The organism is Alteromonas sp. ABH4_456 (assembly GCF_056160645.1).
In genome coordinates this window covers 210,893-232,565 of sequence record NZ_JBSWXO010000008.1, presented here as the reverse complement: position 1 = coordinate 232,565, position 21,673 = coordinate 210,893, and the positions used below count along the sequence as shown (strand labels likewise).

General features: G+C 48.3%; 16 protein-coding genes, 1 other RNA gene and 2 pseudogenes. 8 read left to right on the top strand and 11 right to left on the bottom strand.

What is annotated here, in order from left to right:
- Window positions 1–136 (top strand): annotated as a pseudogene (locus ACXAG2_RS14020) (IS630 family transposase); the annotation flags it as partial.
- A 90-nt stretch (window positions 137–226) separates the two neighbouring features.
- On the opposite strand, the pseudogene ACXAG2_RS14015 reads toward ACXAG2_RS14020, so the two are convergent.
- Window positions 227–1,177 (bottom strand): annotated as a pseudogene (locus tag ACXAG2_RS14015) (IS30 family transposase).
- Between the two features lie 243 nt (window positions 1,178–1,420).
- Between ACXAG2_RS14015 and ACXAG2_RS14010 the strand changes: the two are divergent.
- Entirely contained in the window at window positions 1,421–2,518 is a 1,098-nt protein-coding gene (locus tag ACXAG2_RS14010) for a hypothetical protein (protein WP_474867897.1), read from the top strand.
- Window positions 2,519–2,578: 60 nt separating this feature from the next.
- Here the strand turns inward: ACXAG2_RS14010 and ACXAG2_RS14005 are convergent, their stop codons facing one another.
- The 6 genes from ACXAG2_RS14005 to ACXAG2_RS13980 form a co-directional block, all read right to left on the bottom strand.
- The gene (locus ACXAG2_RS14005) at window positions 2,579–3,010 is read right to left on the bottom strand and encodes an integrase arm-type DNA-binding domain-containing protein (protein WP_474867895.1); all 432 of its coding nucleotides are present in this window, start codon (window positions 3,008–3,010) and stop codon (window positions 2,579–2,581) included.
- Between the two features lie 161 nt (window positions 3,011–3,171).
- Window positions 3,172–3,529: a transfer-messenger RNA gene (gene ssrA, locus ACXAG2_RS14000) on the bottom strand.
- A 195-nt stretch (window positions 3,530–3,724) separates the two neighbouring features.
- Window positions 3,725–5,794, bottom strand: a complete 2,070-nt coding sequence (locus ACXAG2_RS13995) for a hypothetical protein (protein WP_474867892.1) — start codon at window positions 5,792–5,794, stop codon at window positions 3,725–3,727.
- Between the two features lie 217 nt (window positions 5,795–6,011).
- On the bottom strand, window positions 6,012–6,713 hold the full coding sequence (locus tag ACXAG2_RS13990) for an anti-sigma factor (protein ID WP_474867890.1): 702 nt from the start codon (window positions 6,711–6,713) through the stop codon (window positions 6,012–6,014).
- Complete coding sequence (locus ACXAG2_RS13985) at window positions 6,710–7,243, bottom strand: RNA polymerase sigma factor (protein ID WP_119501056.1); 534 nt, start codon at window positions 7,241–7,243, stop codon at window positions 6,710–6,712. Before ACXAG2_RS13985 ends, ACXAG2_RS13990 begins: the two co-directional genes overlap by 4 nt.
- A 334-nt stretch (window positions 7,244–7,577) precedes the next feature.
- Window positions 7,578–7,799, bottom strand: a complete 222-nt coding sequence (locus ACXAG2_RS13980) for a VF530 family protein (RefSeq protein ID WP_474867887.1) — start codon at window positions 7,797–7,799, stop codon at window positions 7,578–7,580.
- A 181-nt stretch (window positions 7,800–7,980) separates the two neighbouring features.
- Between ACXAG2_RS13980 and ACXAG2_RS13975 the strand changes: the two genes are divergently transcribed.
- Window positions 7,981–9,312, top strand: coding sequence for an NADH:flavin oxidoreductase/NADH oxidase family protein (locus ACXAG2_RS13975; RefSeq protein ID WP_474867885.1), 1,332 nt, complete (start codon window positions 7,981–7,983; stop codon window positions 9,310–9,312).
- Here the strand turns inward: ACXAG2_RS13975 and smpB are convergent.
- Window positions 9,257–9,736: an SsrA-binding protein SmpB gene (gene smpB / locus ACXAG2_RS13970; RefSeq protein WP_303574297.1), complete on the bottom strand. Its 480-nt coding sequence runs from the start codon at window positions 9,734–9,736 to the stop codon at window positions 9,257–9,259. The two genes, ACXAG2_RS13975 and smpB, sit on opposite strands and share 56 nt — an antisense overlap.
- Before the next feature lie 140 nt (window positions 9,737–9,876).
- Here smpB and ACXAG2_RS13965 point away from each other — a divergent pair, with 140 nt between their 5' ends.
- Both ACXAG2_RS13965 and ACXAG2_RS13960 read left to right on the top strand, forming a co-directional pair.
- Entirely contained in the window at window positions 9,877–10,305 is a 429-nt protein-coding gene (locus ACXAG2_RS13965) for a type II toxin-antitoxin system RatA family toxin (RefSeq protein WP_119501059.1), read from the top strand.
- Window positions 10,305–10,649, top strand: coding sequence for an RnfH family protein (locus ACXAG2_RS13960; RefSeq protein ID WP_119501060.1), 345 nt, complete (start codon window positions 10,305–10,307; stop codon window positions 10,647–10,649). Before ACXAG2_RS13965 ends, ACXAG2_RS13960 begins: the two co-directional genes overlap by 1 nt.
- A gap of 86 nt (window positions 10,650–10,735) precedes the next feature.
- On the opposite strand, the gene ACXAG2_RS13955 is transcribed toward ACXAG2_RS13960, so the two are convergent.
- Both ACXAG2_RS13955 and ACXAG2_RS13950 read right to left on the bottom strand, forming a co-directional pair.
- Window positions 10,736–11,209, bottom strand: a complete 474-nt coding sequence (locus ACXAG2_RS13955) for a MarR family winged helix-turn-helix transcriptional regulator (protein WP_119501061.1) — start codon at window positions 11,207–11,209, stop codon at window positions 10,736–10,738.
- A 29-nt stretch (window positions 11,210–11,238) separates the two neighbouring features.
- Window positions 11,239–13,173: a BCCT family transporter gene (locus tag ACXAG2_RS13950; RefSeq protein WP_474867914.1), complete on the bottom strand. Its 1,935-nt coding sequence runs from the start codon at window positions 13,171–13,173 to the stop codon at window positions 11,239–11,241.
- A gap of 350 nt (window positions 13,174–13,523) precedes the next feature.
- Here ACXAG2_RS13950 and ACXAG2_RS13945 point away from each other — a divergent pair, with 350 nt between their 5' ends.
- Both ACXAG2_RS13945 and ACXAG2_RS13940 read left to right on the top strand, forming a co-directional pair.
- Window positions 13,524–16,211 (top strand): TonB-dependent receptor, encoded by a 2,688-nt coding sequence (locus ACXAG2_RS13945; RefSeq protein ID WP_474867883.1) that lies wholly within the window; start codon window positions 13,524–13,526, stop codon window positions 16,209–16,211.
- A gap of 89 nt (window positions 16,212–16,300) precedes the next feature.
- Window positions 16,301–18,268 carry a tetratricopeptide repeat-containing sulfotransferase family protein gene (locus ACXAG2_RS13940; protein WP_474867881.1) on the top strand — a complete coding sequence of 656 codons (1,968 nt, stop codon included), beginning with the start codon at window positions 16,301–16,303 and terminating at the stop codon, window positions 18,266–18,268.
- Here ACXAG2_RS13940 and ppsR read toward each other — a convergent pair.
- On the bottom strand, window positions 18,265–19,077 hold the full coding sequence (gene ppsR, locus ACXAG2_RS13935) for a posphoenolpyruvate synthetase regulatory kinase/phosphorylase PpsR (protein WP_119501065.1): 813 nt from the start codon (window positions 19,075–19,077) through the stop codon (window positions 18,265–18,267). The genes ACXAG2_RS13940 and ppsR overlap by 4 nt on opposite strands.
- A 221-nt stretch (window positions 19,078–19,298) precedes the next feature.
- On the opposite strand from ppsR, the gene ppsA reads away from it, so the two are divergent.
- Window positions 19,299–21,671 carry a phosphoenolpyruvate synthase gene (gene ppsA / locus ACXAG2_RS13930; RefSeq protein ID WP_474867879.1) on the top strand — a complete coding sequence of 791 codons (2,373 nt, stop codon included), beginning with the start codon at window positions 19,299–19,301 and terminating at the stop codon, window positions 21,669–21,671.
- Window positions 21,672–21,673: the final 2 nt, after the last annotated feature.

Here is a 21,673-nt window from a genome sequence, read left to right as displayed (position 1 = left end):
GTGGCATGCCTTGCATGAAACTATCACTCGCAATCATAAGTGCACAGAAATGTGGCAATTACTAAAAAGAGTACGGCGGTTTATGGAGACCGCATCACCATTCCCCGGCAATGCCCACGGAATGGCAAAGGTGTAGCAGACATAGGATCAGTTATTTAGGGTTTAAAAATGGAAGAGGATAAGATAAGAGGCGCGAATTCAAGTCCGAAGTGCACCACTCGCTATATTAGGCAGCCTTGCGTAATTCATTGAATATCGCGACAGGTTGCCTAAAGCCAAGACACTTTCTCGGTCTGGCATTTAATGCCCGTTCAACCTCGGTAATTTGCCTATCTGTTACCGTCCTTAAATCGGTGCCTTTCCTGATGTACTGGCGCAGCAAACCGTTGAAGTTTTCATTCAATCCGCGTTCCCAGGATGAATACGGGTTCGCGAAGTAAATATCCGTTCTGAGCTTTTCTGCGACCAACTCGTGGTCACAGAATTCGCTGCCGTTGTCAGCCGTAATAGTTCGGACGTGACCTCGATATTTCCACAACATGCCAACCATTGCCCGGGCCACATCAGCTGCGCTTTTCGCTGGTACTTTGCGTATCAGATATAGCTTACTTTTCCGCTCTACCAGGCTGATAATTGCGCCCGTACCTTGCTTGCCAAGAACTGTGTCAGCTTCCCAGTCACCGAACCGCTTCTTCTTGTTCACGATGTCTGGACGATGCTCTATACCAACGCGATTCGGAATAATCACACGCTTCGCGCGGCTACCCTTACGGTATCGTCGACGGCTCTGACGTAGCTGTTTATACAATTTACCGCCGCGTAATTTATCACGCTGAACGTAGCCATAAATCCATTCATGACTAACGTGATGACCGATGATTTTACCTACACCAGCAATCTGCTCAGGGCTTCACTTTTCATTAAGCCAGAATTCAACAAAGGTAATCGTCAGTTCAGATATCCTGAACTTTGCGGCCTGACAACGTCGTTTTAATGCCTTGGCCTGAGCAACTTCCGGTAAGTGATGACTATCCCGAATTCGATTGCGTCTAACTTCCCGGCTGATAGTGCTGTGACTCACCCTCAGACGCTTTCCAATCTCCCGATAACTGAAATCCTCGCGTAAGTAGGCTTCTATCTGGTATCGTTGTCCCTCGATCAACTGCTTGTAACTCATGGTAACTACTCTTGTTTTTTGGCGATTACAGAGTACCACCAACAGGCTGTTGATCTCTCCTCACCGTTTAACCATGAGTGGTGCACTTATTATCTGAATTCGGGATTATCAATTGTCAGATTATTTTACACAAAAAGAATCTCTTATTTCTCAATAATTACAATTTTGTATGCTTTTCATACAATTGTGACGGCAGGCATAATATATGCTTATCTTTGTTTTTACTTTATATGGATATATTAGATGAAAAACAAAACCCAACTTTTAAGTGCTATCGCGCTTTGTATTATATTTTTTTCGAATAGCGCCTTTTCAACCGTTATTATTTCTACGTACATAACAGAGTCAGACTCATCTGCTGGGTATTACGCAGAATCATGCTACAATGCTATTATAAATGGAAGTAATTCAAGTTGTTATGCTGAAGGCATCTATAAAGATGAAGATGATAATTATGCAATTATTAGCAGTAGTGGCGCATCAGCAGTTCTAGACACAACGCTCAAAGCAGAAACTTCCATAGCCGTTGAGCAATTCGATGAGGAAGGCATTTTAGAGTACATTAACGCCACCGTAGCCCCAGCCGATGAAGGTGAGTTTTGGACTCTTGCTTTCGAACATCCCGAATACTTTACTGAAATCGACGGTAATCTAACCTTTGACGCGAGCTTGTATTTAGCTGAAAACGCTAAGGATATTGCAGATATCGGCGTCTATTCTTCAGCTTCTTTTGAAGACTCCTTTACAATCACGGGGGGGGAAAGCGGCACTACCGGAACAATGTCGCTCTTCTATTCATTGGATGGTTCTATAGAAAATACTGGGTTATTTTATGATGGTTGGTCTGTTGAAGGCGCCGCAAACGGCACCGCTGCTCTGCGATTAATAGAAACAGACAGCTACACAAATGAATCGGGAACCACATTTACTAGTACGGTTGAATCGGACACAGTAACACTTTTATCTGAAGGTGATTATGATGGTCTGTATGAACTCACACTAGATTTTATTTTCGGAGAAGAATTTGATCTCACACTATTCTTAACTTCTACAACATATATTGATTTGGCCGAATATGGCTTACCAACTGAAATGGAATTCGACTCCTACCAGATAATTTCCGATTTCTTCAATACTGCTACCTTCGAAGAAATACTAATTGTCGACAGTAACGGCTTAGTCGTCAATAACTATGGACTTGAATCATCTTCTGACTTTGAAGTTTTCGAGCAAGACCTAGACAGCTCACCAGGTTCAAGTGTCGATGTTCCAGAACCTTCACTAGGTATTTTTATGATCATTTTGTTTGCCACCTTACTGCTTAGACGCAAAAAAATATAGTTAATGGGGTTCCCCGGTGATCCAGCCGGGGACACATCAATTTCAGCAGCTATTAGAATCTTACCGAAACAATAAATTTAAAATCCCAATATCAACGGCTCTATCTGTAGGTGGTTGTTGTTGCCTAATACATTGCCTTTTAACTTCCATCCATTTCGCAGCAACAAACTCAAACGTGTTTTCGAGCTCGGCTTTTTCAGACATGATGGTTTCGGCTCTGTGCTCCTGGGGATCAATACCTTTGGCGAGTAACTCACGTGCTTCTGCTGCTTCTTTTCTTGCAGTAGCGAGTGTTACGTCGGGATAGCTACCTAAGCTCAGGTTTGCGCGCTTTTTTGTGTAAGGGCGAGAATAGTTAAATAACCAGAGTTTAGCGCCGTTGGGGCGTACTCGTAACTGTAAACCACCGCCGTCTGCAAGGTTGTACTCTTTGTCTTTAGGACGCGCTTTTTTTATTTCTGTATCACTTAAGGGGCGGGTGGTTCTGGCCATTGTAACACTGTCTCCGTACACATGATTTTGTGTTACTAATAGTGTTACTAAAAAGCGTGGATTTTACAATATGTCCTCGGACTTCCTGGGACTAAAGTGGGGATAAGTTGCTGAATTTAGATAATAAAAAAGACGTCCTAGGACGTCTTTGTATTTGAAAGTGGTGGAGCTGGCGGGATTTGAACCCGCGTCCAGAAAATGTCTACCTTTGGTACTACATGCTTAGTTTGTCTTTTATTTAACTACTTTGGACCCCGACAAACAGGGTTCCTGGTAGCTGTCCTGATACTATTTCGCGGTTCAACCTCAGGAGAGTTTCCCTCGCTAGTTTGCTTTAATGACCTTCCAAAATCCTGGCTAGCAGACAAAGCTTAGGGGGAAGGGCCTATGCCGGTTATTAAGCGGCTAGTGCGTAGTTTTCGTCGTTTGCGACTATTTAAATGCGGCTTTTTAAGAGGCAAACCGCTCCTCTGCATGCACCTCCAGCTTCCTAGATCCTGTCGAATCCTAATCAGCCCCGGCGATCGCCTGTTTCCAGGTCATTCAATAACCTTAAAACAATATGTTACTGAATATTGGGTGGAGTCTAGCTTATTCAAGTGTACGCCACAAATTAATTCAACATTAGTACGTCTGTTTGCTCAAAAAGTTTACGATATAGCAGAAAACGGCCGGCATGCTGCCGGCCATATCCTGAGTATTACCTGTAAGTACTTACCACAAATATTCTGGCAGTACGGCTACTGATTCAGGGGCTGTGAATGAAACGCTGTAATCCGGTGCCATGTCACCGCTTGCGGCATTCATAATGTCATCGAATCGCAGGATCATACCGTTGGATTTTTCTGCCACGTATACATTGCCGTTGCTGAGCATAATATCTACCGGATTACCCAGCATGCTTGAGGGGCCGGCAATATTAACAGTCATATCTGTGAGGCCTTCTGCCATGCCGGCATCAGGAATGACATACAATTTACCGTCTGTGGCACTGTCGGCACTGCCCACATCAGAAATGACCAGCGCATCACTTTGAGCATCATAGTCAATGCCGTGAATATTGGTGGGTGCAGCAATCGCCTCACCATTCATGGCCGGTATGAGCAGGCGGTCTTCACCCGTAATTTCGCTGGTGCCGCTCATCATCTTGCGGGTAACTTCATCAAACACTGCAACAGTGCCATTGGTCAGGGCGAGGAAAGCGCGGTCAGTTTCAGCGTCGTAATCCACATCCCACGGGCGCGCACCGTCAGAAGCTGTCAGTGTCATCACAGGCATTACATTGCCTGCGGCGCAGCCCGAAAACACGCGGACGGCGGGTGTAGCTTCATTGACATCTGCTACGAACACCAGAGCGTGCTCACTGTTTACGTCCAGTCCTTTTGGCGCAACCAGACCTGTCATGTCCCCCATGATTTCGCGGTCCTGAGACAGGCTGAACATGCCGTCATCGCGCATGGATGCCATCCGGTTCACTACCAATAATCCGCCCATGGCTGTTTCCGGGTCATCATACGTAACGAAGCCGTCACCATTGACTGAGTAAGCAACGCTTTCGATACTCATGCCAGTATCGAACATAGCAGTCTGACTACCGAGAGAGGCATCAAACTGCACTACCATGCCTGTTGTATCGCCGGCAGTAGCAGGGTTACTGCTGGCACTGACACCGCCGATGGTCACATCTGCAAGGGCCTGGTCAGAAAAATCTGCCATTTCAGGCATATCTGTCATTTCTGCGAGGGATTCGGGTTTTACTGAAGACGAGGAAAGGGTCGGGGCAATATCGCCACTGTCACCACTAAATATATTTGTATAAACAAGAATCGCGTCGTTGGATTTTTCCGCGACACGCAGTGTGGTGCCCGACAGAATAATGTCTACAGGGTTACCCAGCATCGTTGACGGGCCTGCGATGGTGCGCGCCGGTTCCACGGCACCGTCAGCGGTGGAAGCATTGTCGATCACAAAGATCTGCCCGTCATCGGCAACACTTGCATCACCCACATCGGAAACCACCAGACGGTCCGAGTCTGCGTCGTAGACAATGCCGTGACTGTTTTCGGAAATCTGTGTGCCACTGGCATCTGACGGTACAATAATACGCATCACTGACGGCGCGAAATCCGAAGCCATGACATTGTCATACACCGCGATGGTGCCGTCGGTAAGTGCCACGTACATCCGGTCAGCGTTTTCATCTACGGCCACATCCCAGGGCTGTGCCGGCAACATGATCTCAGCAACCGGCGCTACATCACCTGCTGCAGCACTGCCAAATACAGCAATTCGCATTGCATTAAAGTCGGCCACATAAATCATACCGCTGTCATCAGCCAGTGCTATACCTTTAGGATTGGTGAGACCGGTGTTTGCTCCCATAATCTGAGAATCGACAGACGACATCATCATTCCGTCTTCCCGGCCTGCAATATGGCAAAATGCGCCGAGCATGGGTTCTCCGCTGTCTCCTGCCTGATAAAGTGTGCCTGAAGAGGACAACACAATACCTTCATTGGCACCGGTTTCGAAACTGCTCAGTATGCCCCCGTCCTGATCAATCCAGTCCACCGTGCCCCGGTTTTCGTCGCCATTGTTTGCCCGCAGAAACGTTCCAGTGGTCAGGGCCGGCGTACCATCCTGGCCGTCAGCACCATCCATACCATCCATACCATCCATACCGTCGTCGCCATCACTGCCGCTGCAGCCAGCCAGTGAAACAGCCAGTAACGTTGCGAGAAGAGAATATTTGAATGGTGCATTTTTCGTCTGTGTATTCAGCATTGTTGTCTCCGTATATGACATGCATTTTCAAAGACGCGCCTGCTTTTCTGCGTCCGTATAACAAGCCAAACGACTCAAAGATGAAACCGGATGCAAAAAAATATATATTTTTTTAAATTTTTTATTTTTCGGGATTTAACGGGATAAATGAAAAGGGATAAAACGGGCGTGGCGCAGTACGTTGTCGTGCTGCGCCAGTAGCCGTGTTATGAGGGCTTTAAACAGAAAATATGTTGGTGTGGTAAAGCACGTCAGTGGGTGAACCGTTTGGCGAGCCCCCGGGTGGCTCCATGCTGACAGCCAGTACCGTAACGTTTTTGTCCAGCAACATGGAGGGCGGAATACGGGTGATATCTCCACTTTTGGGAAGCAGTCCCAGGGAGACTGGTGCACCGCCACCGGCCGGCGCCATCCACAATTGATAGTCCTTGTCAGTTCTGGCAGCAAGTGCGCCGGTAACTCTTACATTCAGGGAGTCACCGGAAATTTCGATGATCCATAAAGGCTGATTATTGGTGTCATTAAATATTGCCACCCGCTCAACAGGGGCGGTGACAGGTTCCGTCATGGAAACGAGTAACACGGCCATCATAAGCGCGGCAGCGGCGGCCACGCCGGAAAACAGACGCCACTGCTTTCGTCGTTTACGTTCGAATGCGATAATGTTACCGGACGCATCTGTCCGTTCTTCAGGATTAATGCGTTTCTGGATGGCCTGCCATACGCGCGGAGGCGGAGTGACCGGCGGCAACCTGTGGTTCAGTCCGTCGAGATATTGTTCCCATAAGGCGGTCGTTTCAGCAATAAGCTGATATTGCATCATCAGCTTCTGATAACGCACTCTGGCTTTTCCCCGCAACGTACCCAGCACATATTCAGCAGCGAGGGCGTTTCTCCGTGCTTCAGTAAGATAATTCATAGTGACAGACACCTCTGCAAACTTTGTAATCCGCGACGGATCCAACTTTTGATAGTGCCCAGCGGAGACGCCATGTGACTTTCCACTTCGTGATGAGATAAACCGTTAATGTAAGCGAGATGGATAGCCTGCCGCTGGGCAGGTTCAAGTTCATCCATACAGGCTTCAAGCTTCTTCTGCTCCGCATCAGACAAATTGGATTCGTCCGGGGAAACAGGTAAATGTGTATCTTCAGACAAGTCCACTTCATTGCGCACTTTATGATAGCGCATCAAATCCAGTGCACGGTAGCGGGCTATACTGAGCATCCAGGTAAACACAGTGCCTTTGCCACGCTGATATTGACCCGCATTGTGCCAGATTTTGACATAAGCATCCTGAATGGCTTCATCCGCCAGTTCAGGCCTTTTCAACATCTTCAGTGCGACTGCATACATTTGACCGCTGGTCAGTTTATACAATTCTGAAAACGCTTCTTTGTTGCCGTTTGCCGTTTCACACAAGAGTGGAAACAATGTTTCGTGTTCCATGAAATCTCAGTTTCCGCTGTCTGCTGTCACTATTTACACATTATTAACGATTATTCCGTTTACTATCAAGTTGAACCTACCTGAACCAAACGACTGAACGCTCAGATCGGATGCAAAGAAATGCATATTAGTGAAAAGGTAATAGTGGCTTGTCAATGTTGACGAAGCCACATCACGCCCCGGAGTCATGTTTTTAGTCATATCAATGATTTAAAGCCGGCAAAGACACGCTTGATAGTGCGGCATGTGATTGTTGATAGTAAAACGTGTTCAGCCGGTTTACGGGCAGTGACAGGGCGCCGGAAAGAAAACGGATAAGGTACGGGTTAATGGATTAACGACAAAAAGTCTCAACATAGAGCGCTTCCACTTTGGCCCTGGCCCAGGGAGTACGGCGCAGAAATTTCAGTGACGACTTCACCGATGGCTCGTTGTAAAAGCAGTTCAGATGAATGCGTTCATCCAGTCCGTCCCACCCATAATGATCATGCAGCTGCACGATTATCTTTTCTAACGTCAGACTGTGTAAGGGATTATTAGGCTGTTGCTGGCTCATGGCAGGGCTTCCGGTAATACAAACCGCCGTAGTGTAACAGATAACCAGTCCGGTGGGTCAGTTCCTGTCTGTCGATCTGTATCATTTACGTAACGGCAAAATAAAAAATAACGCACATGAAGCATGAAAGCGCCGGGCATTTCCTATAAAGTAGTCGCGCTTAAGCTTCAGACACGGAATCATGCAGCAAAATCAAATATCAATGGCGACACCGGTAACGTTGCCATGCGGGCAGGTTGTTAAAAACAGGATTGTTAAAGCCGCGATGGAAGAAAACATGGCGGATAAGCAACTTCAGCCGGATCATGCGCTTTATGCACTTTACCGGTACTGGGCACATGGCGGTGCCGGAATGATCATTACCGGTAATGTGATGATTGATGCAACTGCTATGACCGGCCCTGGCGGTGTGGTTATGCCGCTGGAAGGCGACTTAAAAGCCTTTGAAAAGTGGGCGGCAGTGATCAAATCCGGTGGCGCAAAAGCCATTATGCAACTTAACCATCCGGGCAGACAGATGCCCCGTGAGATTGGTGAAGTGGCATGGGCACCCTCAGACGTTCCACTTTCTCTGGGACGATACACTAAACGTTTTGCTAAACCACAGGCGATGTCCTGTGAGCAAATCCATCAAATCACCCATCAGTTTGCCCAGGCGGCGAGACGTGCAAAAGAAGCCGGTTTCGACGGTGTGCAAATTCATGCTGCCCATGGCTACCTGTTAAGTCAGTTTTTGTCTCCGCTGGCAAACCGCCGGGAAGACGAGTGGGGCGGTTCTCTGAAGAACCGTGCCCGTCTGTTGCTGAACATTGTTTGTCAGGTAAGGGCATATTGCGGTAATCATTTTATTGTGATGGTGAAACTGAATACGGCAGATTTTCAGCGTGGTGGTTTTACTGCGCAGGAGGCAACTGAAGTAGCACAGTGGCTGGCAGGATTGAATGTGGATGTAGTGGAACTGTCCGGCGGAAACTATGAATCTCCGGCTATGCAGGGAACTGCGCAGGAGGTTTTTGCCGTATCCCGTAAAGACGCTTACTTCGCAGATGTGGCAAAGCAGATTTCTGAACAGGCTGACGTACCGCTGATGACCACCGGCGGTATTGTCCGGCAGGAAACTGTGCAACAAGTTTTAGACAACGGATGTACGTTCGCGGGTATGGCAAGCGCCCTGGCATTTACACCGGACCTGATGAAAAAATGGCAGCAAAAGCCAGATTATGCGGGGATTAAACCTGAGTGTGACTGGCAGGATAAAACACTGGCATCACTGGTGAAAATGGCAAAAGTACGCCGGCAGCTGAGACGTTTAGGCAACGATCTGACCACAATGCATAACCCGACGGGTTTCTGGAGCTTGTTTCTGGATATTCTGCACCGCAGAAAGATGACGATGGTATACAAAGCGTATATCAGCGCAAAGATCAAAGAGACCATTGCGCCGATGCAACCTGAGGTTACACGCTGTGTTTCATCACCCGTTGTTTCTGACGTTCCCAGTCGCGATCTTTAACGGCATCACGCTTATCGTGTTCCTGTTTACCTTTCGCCAGGTAAATCTCGAGCTTCACCCAGCACTTTTTCCAGTACATGGCTGTGGCAACTATGGAGTATCCCTGACGCTCGCGGCCGCCGATAAGCCGGTCGATTTCTTTTTTATTCAGCAGTAATTTGCGGGCCCGTTCGGGTTCGCAAATCACGTGGGTAGAGGCCTGATTCAGCGGCGTAATGCGCGCACCTACCAGCCAGGCTTCGCCATTTTGTAAAATAACGTACGTGTCAGTAATGTTCACTTTACCTTCACGGATACTCTTTAATTCCCAGCCTTGCAGCGACACGCCTGCTTCGAATTTGTCCTGCAGATGATAGTCGTGACGCGCCTTCTTGTTCAGCGCGATGGTGCCGGTTGAGTTTTGATTGGATTTGTTCTTTTTCATGCCCGCCATTATACCGATTGCAAACAGAATGTCTTTTCATTTCCATGGTATATGGGGGCGATAGCGCGCGCTTAAAGGGTAGGTGACAATAAACAGTCGTGGTAGACTTACCAGATTATCAGAAATAAAAAAGTGAGTTTATGCCAAGTATCCAACGCAGTGCGTTAGTGGCATACAGTGCCGGGGCCATGTTTGATTTGGTCAATGATGTAGCTGCCTATCCACAATTTTTACCGGGCTGTGCCGACAGTCAGGTTCTGGACCACAGTGAAAGCCACATGAAGGCGTCGTTACTGGTATCGAAAGCCGGTATTAAGCAATGGTTCACAACACTCAATACTCTGGAGCCGGCAAGGCGTATAGATATGCGTCTGGTCGATGGTCCGTTTAAGCAGTTATCTGGCGGGTGGACGTTTTCCCCGTTATCTGATGACGCCTGTAAAATTGCGCTTAATCTGGATTTTGAATTCAGTAACCGTTTAACTGAAATGGCTTTCGGTAAGGTATTCAGCGGGCTGGCCACCAGCATGGTGAATGCATTTACGGAACGGGCACGGAGCGTGTACTGATGAGTGACGAAATAACGGTAGAAGTTGCCTACGCACTGCCACAAAAGCAATCGCTGGTGGAAATTTCGGTGCCGGCAGACAGCACTATCGAAAGCATTATTGTTGCTTCCGGTTTATGTGAACTTCATCCTGAAATCGATTTGAAGAAAACGAAAGTGGGCGTATGGAGCCGTGTGGCCAAAATGCGCGACACGGTTAATGATGGTGACCGGATTGAAATATACCGTCCGTTGATTGCCGATCCGAAAGAGATCCGTAAACGCCGTGCTGAAAAAGCCGTTGAAGAAGGTCGGGCAGATAAAGTGACCGGTGGCCGTCCGAATCCGCTGAAAGCAAAAGAATGACAAGTGAAGGTTAAGTGACATCCGGCGGGTTAATACCGGAAACAGACCCCCTTAAAGAGAAGCCACGGCAAACACCGTGGCTTTTTTTATTTGTCCCGCAGTGAACCCACTTCCAGAAACGGTGAGGCATCAATATCTTCAGCGTCCATCATGGAAGCTATACGTTGCATCGTTGCAACCATCTGGCTTTGTTCCCAGTCCTTCATATTATTGAACCGGTCGATGAAGTGTTCCTGTAAAGGGCGGGGCGCGTTTTCCAGCGACGCTTCACCTTTGTCCGTCAGATACACGCCTACTTTTCGCTTATCGGTGGTGCTGCGGATGCGGGTAACCAGTTCACGGGCTTCAATGCGATCAAGAATATTGGTAATGGTAGCAGGACTCAGATTAATGCTTTCCGCAATTTCCCGCACCATGATGCCGGGGCGTTCCTGAATATTTTGCATTACCAGCAACTGCGGGCCGGTCAGACCCACATCTTTACTCAGTTGCTTACTGCGTAAATCAACCGCGCGGATGACCTTACGCAGGGCAACCAATAATTCTTCTTCTTTTCTCATAAATAAGCCCGTCCTGTGAACTGCTGATTTCACACTAACCGGTGTAAAAAGTGCTGGTGTTTGTGGTACTGATCGATGACATCGTTGATAACAGCAAGTGTCGACCAGCCCATAATATCGTATCCCTGTCCACCTTCACTCAGGTGAACTTCGGCGCGATAGTACGTGTCATCACTATCTATGTCCAGCGTACCGTTTAAATCCGGTTGTACTGTGGATGTAGGATAAACCGCATAGATAAAATCAGGCTGCTCGTTGAGTTTCACCGTCAGCATCATGAACTCATCTGTCTGCTCAATTTCCACATCAAAATTCAGTTTACCAAATTCCTCTTTTACATCATTAAATGCCGGCAGTACCGTTTTATCCAGAAAGCGATTTACGGCTTTTTTGTTCGGGAAAGACACGATGTTTTCCAGCCTCGAACGCCAGTTTTTGTCACTGTCACCGGTACTGGTCTGAAAACCACTTATTTGCATACTTTCCCGCTTGTAATCTTCCACCCGCAGGGCCTTCATCAGGCCGAAGAGTGCAACAAGCAATATCACCGAAAAAGGCAGTGCTGCGACTATCGTCATGGTTTGCAACGCGCCCAGCCCGCCGGCGTAGAGCAGGATGGCAGCCACCACACCCACGCTGACAGCCCAGTAAATGCGTTGCCATAAAGGCGTATCGTTACGACCGTTAGAGCACAGCATGTCGACAACCATGGCGCCTGAGTCACAGGAGGTCACAAAGAAAATCACTACCATCAGTACTGCCAGTAAAGTCAGTACACTGCTGAACGGGAAGTTTTCTAAAAAGACAAACAGGGCGACTGAGGTATCTTCGTTTACCATTGAAGCCAGCGCGTCTTTGCCCTGTACAAGTACCATATCGATAGCGGTATTGCCGAACACGGTCATCCACAACAAGGTAAATGCAGTCGGGATAAGCAGTACACCCATGACGAATTCACGGATGGTGCGGCCATAAGAGATACGAGCGATGAACAATCCGACAAAAGGTGCCCAGGCTAACCACCATCCCCAATAGAAAATTGTCCAGCCGCCAATCCAGTCTGTTTTGGCGTAGGCAAACAGGTTGAGGGTATTCCGCACGATGTCGGAAGCATACGCTCCCATGTTTTGCAGGTAAGCCTGCAGCAGAAATACCGTGGGGCCAAGCACCAGTACGAAAACCAGTAATGCCACTGCAAGTAACATATTTGCTTCGGATAAGCGGCGGATCCCTTTATCAAGACCGGTGGTCACGGAAATGATGGCAATACCCACAACACCTGCCATCAGGCCAATTTGTACACCTGTTGTGCTTGGAATACCGAACACGTAAGACAAACCGGCATTAATTTGTGCTGCACCGAAACCCAGTGACGTGGACACACCGAAGATAGTGGACGTAACAGCAAATATATCCACCAGGTGGCCGGGCCAGCCGTAGATACGCTCACCAATTAAAGGATAGAGTGCCGAACGTAATGTCAGCGGCAGCTGGTGACGGTAAGCAAAGTAGCCCAGCACCAGCGCAACCGCGGCATAAATTGCCCACGGATGCACGCCCCAGTGGAAAAAGGTGGTTTTCATGGCTTCTTTCACTGCGGCAATACTGTTCGGGTCGGCAGTGGGTGGCGCGAGGAAGTGCATGACCGGCTCGGCAACACCGAAGAACATCAATCCTATCCCCATACCGGCGGCAAATAACATAGATAACCATGTCAGCTTGCTGAACTCAGGCGTGGCGTGATCAGGCCCGAGACGGATATCGCCATACCGGGAAAATCCGAGGATCACCACGCTAAGAAGAATAATGGCTACCGTGAGGATGTAAAACCACCCGCCATTTTGCGCCACTGTGTCCTGCAGTGACTGGAAGAATGCATTGGCCTGGTCAGGGTTGCTGGCTGCATAAATCAGCAAAACAAGAATGGCCAGAGAAGAGGTAAAAAATACCGGTTTATTTAACATTGCACCCGGTTTACTGGTTTCTGTCACTACGGCTTCCTTTGTCTTAATAGATATTAATTATGAATGAATACGATAATTTTGGCGTTTCGTTTAAGGCTCATTCATATTTGCCATAAGTATAATAATTAGTGTTCAACTTGATTTTGTTGTCTCCAAAAGGGATCATAGACAATTTTTTTGACTTATCTGCTATAATTAGAGGGTTTATAACGCTATCACCGCGATTACGTATGAACTAAATTGTTAGCGAATAAGTATATCTGCTTGCGATTGCTAAATAAATGATAAGCAAATAGCGCGACATAAAATATTTACTCATCTAAGTAAAACGAAGAACCAGAGGAACACACATGCACAAAACACGTCTAAGCTGTGCCATCGTTGCAGCGCTGGCGGCATCTCCGGTGCACGCCCAGGAAACACAAAGCAAAGCGAAGATCGAAACCATTGAGGTAACGGCAACCAAACGTAGTGAATCTATACAGGACGTACCGGTCGCGGTCAGTGCGCTTGATGGAAAAGCATTGGAAAACCTTGGCATTGACAGCTTCCAGGATTACGTTGAATTCTTACCTAATGTGGTATTCCAGGGTACAGGCCCGGGTCAGAATGAAATTTATATCCGTGGTGCTGCAACCACACAATCAAATATCATGTTGTCATCTGTTCAGGCACTGCAACCTTCAGTTGCTTTTTACCTGGACGAACAGCCGGTATCTATGGCCGGCCGTAACCTCGACATTTACGCAACTGACATCCAGCGCGTAGAAGTACTGCCCGGTCCTCAGGGAACACTGTTCGGCGCAAGCTCGCAGGCAGGTACGGTGAGAATGATCACCGCGAAACCTGATCACTCAGGTTTTTCTGCCGGTGTTGATACGAATATCGGTTTCACCAAGGGCGGTGAGATGAGCAATGCGGTTGAAGCTTACTTCAACATGCCTCTGACTGATGACCTGGCTGTTCGTGTTGCTGCATATAACGACAGACAGGGCGGTTGGATTGACAACGTGCTGAATGATCCGGGTAACGGTGGCTACATCGGCAGTGCACAGGTAATCAGCCGTATTTCCGGTGGTGTATTAACCAACCCCGCAGGCATGGATGCAAACCGCATTACTAATCCTGAGATCACGTCTCCGGTAGATGCTGACGTAGTGTCACCGCGAAATGATTCGCTGGTTGAAGACGATTTCAACGATGCAGTTTATGCCGGTGCCCGTTTTGGTCTGTCATACCACATCAATGATGACTGGGATCTGCTGGTGCAGCACACACAGCAAACGTTAGAAACAGAAGGTGTGTTTGCATACGATCCGAATCTGGAAGGTGAAAGCTCCACTAACCGTTTCCAGCCTGAAGAAAACCAGGATGAATTCGGCCTGACGACGTGGACACTGGAAGGCCGTCTGCAAAAACTGGATGTGGTTTATACCGGTGGTTACCTCGACCGTGAAATCGATACCCTTGCAGACTACACCGGTTACACTAATGGCGGTTTATTCTCAGCGTACTATGTATGTAGTTATGACAGCTCTGATGCAAACAGCGAAGACCGCTGCCTTGACCCTACCAAGTTCTACCGTGAAGACACCACTTCAACCCGTATGACCCATGAGCTGCGTTTCAATACCACCATGGATGAGCCATGGCGTGTGACTGCCGGTCTGTTCTATGACGATCAGGAAGTGGCGACTGTTGGTCAGTTTAACATTGCCAGTACTGAGTTATTCCCGGATATGGCAAGGAATCTGGTAGGTAATGAAGGCATTAACAGTGATGGCGGCCCGTTCCCGGCTGATATCAGCTTCGTTAACGACATCACTCATACCATTGAGCAGGTAGCAGTGTTCGGTCAGTTTGAATACGATATTACTGATACCCTGACCGCCAGTGTGGGCGCCCGCTGGTACCAGATTGACGACGAGTACAAAGGCTCTACAACCACCGTAGATGTTTCACGCCGTATCCGTGCATTCGGCACAATGGACGATGCTGAATTAGCCGCAGTGGGACTGGATCCTGCTTTGGTTAATGAAGCTATTCAAAGCGGTCAGCTGGAAGTGGATCTGCTGGATTCTGACGGCGTACTTACCGTTGATGACACTATCTGGAAATTCTCACTGGACTGGAAAGTGACAGACGGCATCTTACTGTTTGCTAACTATTCAGAAGGTTTCCGTCCGCCGGTAACTAACCGTGTTGGTGGTGGTCTGGCATCTAATCAGTCCGGTAAGTTCGAGAACTTCCGTATTCCTGTTTACTCTACAACGGATACGCTGGATAACTATGAACTTGGTCTGAAAGGGGATTTCTTTGACGGACTGGTACGTGTGAATGCAACTGCGTACTATTCTGAAATCACCGATCTGCAAACTTCACGTTTCGATCCGACCAATATCTCGTTCCTGGTATTCACCGACAACGTGGGTGATGCTGAGATCCGTGGTCTTGATGCCGATATTACCTGGCTTGCCGGTGATGACCTGATCATCAGCAGTGCATTCAGCTTACTGGATACTGAGCTGACCCGCGTAAACTCTGAACTTGTAGGTATTTCTGCCGGTGTCGGTTCTGAACTGCCTTACTCTGCGAAGTTCTCAGGAAACGTGAACGCCCGTTATTTCTTTGAATTACAGGGTGACAAGCGCGGTTACGTGAATGCTTCTGTGAGCTACACCGGTGACAGACTTGCCGGTATGGTGATGGATGCTTACGTAATGGAAGATGCCACGCAACTTATTTACGGCACGGGCTCAGGTCTCAAAATCGAAGATGAAGCCGCAGTGTATGAAGGTGTAACCTATGCAGACAGCAACGGCGGGACGTTCCGTGGCGGCCGTTATGTACAGGAAGCCTATGTACTGACAAATCTTGCGGTGGGTGTGACTAATGATGAGTGGAAAGCTGAATTGTATATAGACAATGTATTTGATGAGAATGCTATTTTGAACATTGATACTCAGCAATTCACGCCGAAAGTGGTAACTAACCGTCCGCGTACCATTGGCGTGCGTTTGTCATATGATTACTATTAAGTTATCCGTTGCGTAATTAATTACGTTAATATTGAAACGGCAAGCCTTTGCGGGCTTGCCGTTTTTTCGTTGTTTAATGCAGGATTAACATGACCCGTTCCGTTCAGTCTCGTCTAAATGAAGCTAAAAAAGCCCTGATGCAGTCTCAGTCCGCGCAGGCAGTGTCGTTATGCAAAGAATGTTTGTCGGGAAATGACAATACCCTGACAGACCGTGAATGCCTGTATCTGATGGCTGTGGCTTTACGAATGGCAAAAGAGCCGGCGCAGGCCCTTCCTGTACTGGACAGATTACTGAAAGCTTTTCCGGATTATGGCCGGGGATATCAGGAGCAGGGGTATTGTTTTAAAGCGCTGCAGAAAGGCCGGGAGATGGCCGCTGCGTTTTACCGTGCTACACGATTTAATCCGGCTCTGCTGACTGCCTGGCGGGAGCTGGAACAGGTATACCGCCAGACCGGTAACACAGACGCACTGATGCTGGCAGGACAACACATTCAGTCTTTGTCGTCACTGCCAAAACCACTGCTGGGGGCCATGGATTTACTCCATGAAGGGCAGTTACAAAAAGCAGAACAAATTTGCAGGGACTTTCTGAAACAACATAAACATCATCCCGATGCCATGATGTTACTTGCGGAAGCCGGCATGCAACTGAAGGTCTATCATGATGCAGAATTCCTGCTGGAAAGTTGTGCAGAACTGTATCCGGATAATGAAGCTGCAGCAACTGCGTATCAAAGTGTACTGGGTAAGCTGGGTAAGTTTCCCCGTGCGGCTGAATTTGCCCGCGGGCGTCTGGCACGTCAGCCGGATAATTTTCAGGCAGCCGTCGCCCTTGCCCATGCTTTCACCGGCACCGGGGAGGTAGATGAGGCACTGACTTTATACCGCACACTGCTTGATAAAAACAGCAGGCGACCGGCGTTATGGGTACAGTATGGCCATGCGCTGAAGGCCGCAGGCGACGCCGCTGCTGCTGTGGCCGCCTACGAAAAAGCAGCAGAGATAGCGCCTGATTTTGGTGATGCTTACTGGAGCTTGGCGAATACCAAAACGTATAGCTTTCCAGCTTCGCTGACTGACGGGATGAAAACGGCAGCAGAGAATGAAAATACTGCGCTGGAAGATAAAATTCATCTGTATTTTGCGCTGGGTAAAGCCAGTGAAGACGATAAAGCGTTTGATGATGCTTTCCGTTACTACGACAACGGTAACCGGCTGAAGCGCCAGACACTCCGTTTCGATATTTCCCGTACTGAACAGGCGATGGCGTCACAGCAGTCCGCCTGCAATGCGGCTTTGTTTGAGCACGCAAAAGGCTGTGATGCTCCCGATCCGATTTTCATCGTGGGTTTACCCCGTGCCGGTTCTACACTACTGGAACAAATTCTGGCCTCTCACTCTATGGTCGACGGTACGATGGAACTGCATGATATTCTGGGGATCGCATCAGGGCTCAGCCATCAGGCGGTGCCTTATCCGCAAAACTTGTCATCCCTCACAGATGAGCAATGCAAAAAGCTGGGAGAGCAGTATATTGCTCAAACCCGTGCATACCGCCGTGGTGCCCCATTTTTTATTGATAAAATGCCCAACAATTTTATTCATACCGGACTTATCAAACGCATTCTGCCCAATGCCAAAATCATTGATGCCAGACGGGATGCTGTGGCTTGCTGTTTCAGCGGGTTTAAGCAGCTTTTCGGCGAAGGACAGGAGTTCAGTTATTCACTGAATGACATCGGACGCTATTACAATGCTTACCGGAAGCTGATGGACCACTGGCATGAAGTGTTGCCTGGACAAATCCTGACGGTGCAGCACGAAGATGTGATTGACGATCTTGAAGGGCAGGTCAGACGCATGCTGGACTTTTGCGGATTACCTTTTGAAGAAGCCTGTTTGAACTTCCATGAAACGAAGCGGGTGATTAAAACGCCCAGCTCAGAGCAGGTAAGACAACCGATTTACCGTTCCGGCATGACGCAATGGAAAGGCTTTGAACCTTACCTTGCGCCACTGTTTTCGGTACTGGACGGGGAGCCTGAAGCTTAGTATTTCTTCCGTTGCAGGCCGGTTTCAGCAAGAATTTTCGCGGAAATTTCTTCTACGGAATAGCGGGTTGAATTCAAAAACGGAATGCGCTCGCGACGATAAAGGTTTTCTACTTCCCGAAGTTCCATACGACACTGCTGCAGTGACGCGTAGCGGCTGTTAGCCCTGCGCTCAGAACGGATCTGACTGAGCCTTTCTGGATGGATAGTAAGGCCGAACAGCTTCTGTTTATAACGGCGCAGTGCGGGGGGCATTTTCAGCATGTCCCCCATGTCTTCCTCAGTGAAGGGATAATTGGCCGCTTTAATGCCGTATTGAAGCGCCAGATACAGGCTGGTGGGTGTTTTACCGGAACGGGAAACACCCACTAATATAATGTCTGCTTCTTCGTAGTTTTTGATGTTGGAACCATCATCATTGGCCAGTGCATAGTTCACTGCTTCAATGCGAATATCGTAGGTTTTTTCGTGAATACTGTGGGTACGGTGTTTTTCCGGTTTTGACGGTACACCGAGCACTTTTTCGACAGGCGCAACGAATTGATCGAGAAAATTATAATTAATACCCACTGAACGGGAGATAATTTTACGCACATCGACATTCACAATTGTATAAAAAACGAGCGGCCTTTCTCCCGTATCTTGAAAACTTTCAGAAATTTTCTCCAGTACCTTGTAGGCCTGTTCCTCGGTTTCAACGAAGGGAATCGTGGTGTGATTAAACTGTATAGGGAACAGAGACAGTAAGGCGTGGCCGAAGACCTCAGCAGTGATGGCTGTACCATCTGAAATGTAGTATGCGGTACGCAAAACAAATCCTTAACATTGTTGTAATTTTATTACGGAATACAGAAAGATTTTACTTTCGATTTTTCACCATTCTAAGATGAAACCGTCGAAAAGCCAGCATGCTATGAACAGGTTGGCACTAACCTCGGCGAATATCGCAAAGTTTCGTGATAAACATTTCGTAACACAGGTTGCGTAAATTAGCGGAACTGACAAGTTTAATAAAGCTGGAGGCTTTGGCCGTGCAAGAATACGTACTTTGGTACCAGGAATTGGGGATGCATGATGTAGGTCGCGTTGGCGGCAAGAATGCATCTTTAGGTGAAATGATTTCTAATTTGGCAAATGCAGGTGTGCAGGTGCCGGGCGGTTTTGCTACAACTGCAGATGCATTTAACGAGTTTCTTGAGCAAAGTGGTCTTGAAGCACGGATCCATGATGTACTGGATACCCTAGATGTTGACGATGTAACAGCACTGGCTGAAGCAGGTAAAAACATCCGTCAGTGGATCATCGACACGCCGTTCCAGCCCGCGCTGGAAACTGCGATTCAGGAAGCATTTGCAACGTTACAGGGCGATGCCGGTGATGAGGCGTCGTTCGCAGTCCGCTCTTCCGCAACAGCAGAAGATATGCCTGATGCGTCTTTCGCAGGGCAGCAGGAAACTTTCCTTAACGTGAAAGGTTACGATGCGGTGCTGGTGGCTATCAAGCACGTATTTGCCTCACTGTTTAACGACCGTGCCATTTCCTATCGTGTTCACCAGGGTTACGACCATAAAGGGGTTGCACTCTCTGCCGGTGTACAACGCATGGTACGAAGCGACATCGCGTCTTCCGGTGTTATGTTCACCATTGACACAGAATCAGGCTTCGATGATGTGGTATTTGTGACCAGTTCATTTGGTCTGGGTGAGATGGTGGTGCAGGGTGCTGTTAACCCTGACGAATTCTATGTACACAAGCCTACGCTGGCCAATGGCAATCCCGCTATCCTGCGCCGTAATCTGGGCAGCAAGCTGACAAAAATGATTTATTCTGCTGATGAGTCTCATGGCAAGCAGGTATCTATTGTTGATATCGACAAAGCCGACAGTCTGCGCTTCTCTCTGACTGACGATGAAGTACAGGAACTGGCTAAGCAGGCTGTAATCATTGAAAAGCACTATCAGCGTCCTATGGACATTGAATGGGCTAAAGACGGTACAGACGGCAAGTTGTACATTGTTCAGGCCCGTCCTGAAACGGTGCGCAGCCGCGAAGACAGTCAGACAATTGAACGTTTCCACCTCAAAGACAAGAGCAGCATCGTTTGTGAAGGCCGTGCTATCGGTCACAAGATTGGTGCCGGTGAAGCGAAAGTGCTTGGCTCAATTGAAGAGATGGACAAGATTCAGCCTGGTGATGTGCTGGTTACTGACATGACGGATCCTGACTGGGAACCCATCATGAAAAAAGCCTCTGCCATTGTGACTAACCGTGGTGGCCGTACTTGTCACGCCGCAATCATTGCCCGTGAATTAGGTATTCCGGCAGTGGTAGGGTGTGGTAATGCCACAGATTCTATCGCCACCGGCGACAAAATCACGGTTTCCTGTGCGGAAGGTGATACAGGTTATATCTACAATTCTGAGCTGGAATTTGATGTGGTGACTTCCCGCATTGATGCCATGCCGGATTTGTCACTGAAAGTGATGATGAACGTAGGTAACCCTGACCGTGCATTTGATTTCGCCCGCCTGCCAAGTGCCGGTGTGGGTCTGGCCCGTCTTGAATTCATTATCAACCGCATGATCGGGGTTCACCCTAAAGCCTTGCTGAATTTTGACAGCCAGCCTGAAGAGCTGAAAGAAGAAATCAGTGAAATGATTGCCGGTTACGAGTCACCCCGTGAATTCTACATCCAGAAACTGGTAGAAGGCATTGCCAGCATTGGTGCTGCATTCTCGCCGAAGAAAGTAATTGTTCGTATGTCTGACTTCAAGTCGAACGAATACTTCAACCTGGTCGGTGGTTACCAGTACGAGCCGGATGAAGAAAACCCGATGCTGGGCTTCCGGGGTGCCAGCCGTTACATCTCAGACGATTTCCGTGACTGCTTTGCGCTGGAGTGTGAAGCCATCAAGCGCGTTCGTAATGTAATGGGACTGACCAACGTTGAAATCATGATCCCCTTCGTCCGTACACTGGAAGAAGGCCGTCAGGTTATCGAAATTCTGGCTGAAAATGGTCTTAAGCAGGGCGACAATGGTCTGCGGGTTATCATGATGTGTGAACTGCCGTCCAACGCATTGCTGGCTGACCAGTTCCTGGATATCTTCGACGGTTTCTCCATCGGTTCCAACGACATGACACAGCTTGCGCTGGGTCTTGACCGCGACTCAGGCCTGATTGCTCACCTGTTCGACGAGCGTGACCCTGCCGTGAAGGCGTTGCTCTCTATGGCAATCCGTGCCGCAAAAGCCCGTGGCAAATACGTTGGTATTTGTGGTCAGGGACCATCGGATCATGACGATTTCGCTGCATGGCTGGTGGAAGAAGGTATCGATTCTGTGTCACTGAACCCGGATACTGTGGTAGAAACCTGGTTATACCTGGCAGAAAATCACGGATAAGC